The following is a 1,113-nucleotide window of genomic DNA, read 5'->3' on the forward strand; positions in this document are numbered from 1 at the left end:
TATTTTTTATAAAGGGGCGCTAATGTGAGTTGGCGTCCTTCTTTATTTTATGGTTGCACTAAGGACAGATATGACTTTTATACTCAATAAGATATTCAAGCCGCTTACATTATTGTCGGGGCTGCTAGTTTTACCACTATTGTCCTATCCGGCCTTGGCGCAAACCTATCAAATCCAAGATTTCTCAGACGATTATGATGCAGTCATTGAGGAAATAGAGGGAAAGGAATATGGCTATGAAGCAAATAGCATTGTTAAAATTATAGATAAAAAGACACATAAAACTCTGATTAATCAGCCTGCTAGTATCGATATTGAATATGAGTTGAGCAACAGTGAAGATTATCAATTGGGCGAAAAAATCAGTGCCAATATCGTCAGTATTCCTTATGGTGAACATAGTGTGTTGATCTATGATGATTTTAATTTTGATGGACAAAAGGATTTAGCGATAAAAGATGGGCGCCACGGTTGCTATGGTGGGCCTTCTTATCAAGTCTATCTCAAAAATGATGATAAATTCGTCCTTAGTGAAGGATTTACTGATTTGGCACAAGGCTATTGCGGTTTTTTTGGTGTAAATAAAGACAGTCAAACTTTGTATACGATGACTAAGAGTGGCGCAGGATGGCATCAGTATTCAAAGTATAAAGTGATCGATAATAAGCCAGTGGCCGTACATGTGCTTGTAGAAGAATATAATCCAAAACAATTAATTTCTATCACCGAGAGCACAAGAGTGAATGGTGAAATGGTAGAAGACAGCTATGAGGTGTTACCTGAGTACGATAACGAAAGCCACGATGGGACATTGCCTTTCATTTATAAGTTGGATTTAGATAACGGTAAAAAAATGGTCTTAAATAACACTTATAACGAGGACGGTGATCAGCTGTACTATGCTTTTGCGGATAAAGACGACAGAATCGAGCTGTATTATGATGGGCTATTTGTCTATGATAAATCTAAACAAACGCTTAGCTTTCTCAATAAGCCTGTGGTTTATCAGATCAATAAGCAAGGCATTACAGTGAGACAATCTAACAAGAGCGTTTTACTCAAGTCAGTGCCACAGAGCGAGCAGGGCAGTCTAGAAAATCTTGCGCAGTTTAA

General features: G+C 37.8%; 1 protein-coding gene. It reads left to right on the forward strand.

From position 1 onward, the window contains the following. Positions 1-70 precede the first annotated feature (70 nt). A partial coding sequence (locus tag ACT3SX_RS15190) for an XAC2610-related protein (RefSeq protein ID WP_444753399.1) occupies positions 71-1,113 on the forward strand: 1,043 nt, incomplete at its 3' end.

Source organism: Psychrobacter sp. AOP31-B2-9, assembly GCF_052378005.1.
Classification (GTDB): Bacteria; Pseudomonadota; Gammaproteobacteria; order Pseudomonadales; family Moraxellaceae; genus Psychrobacter.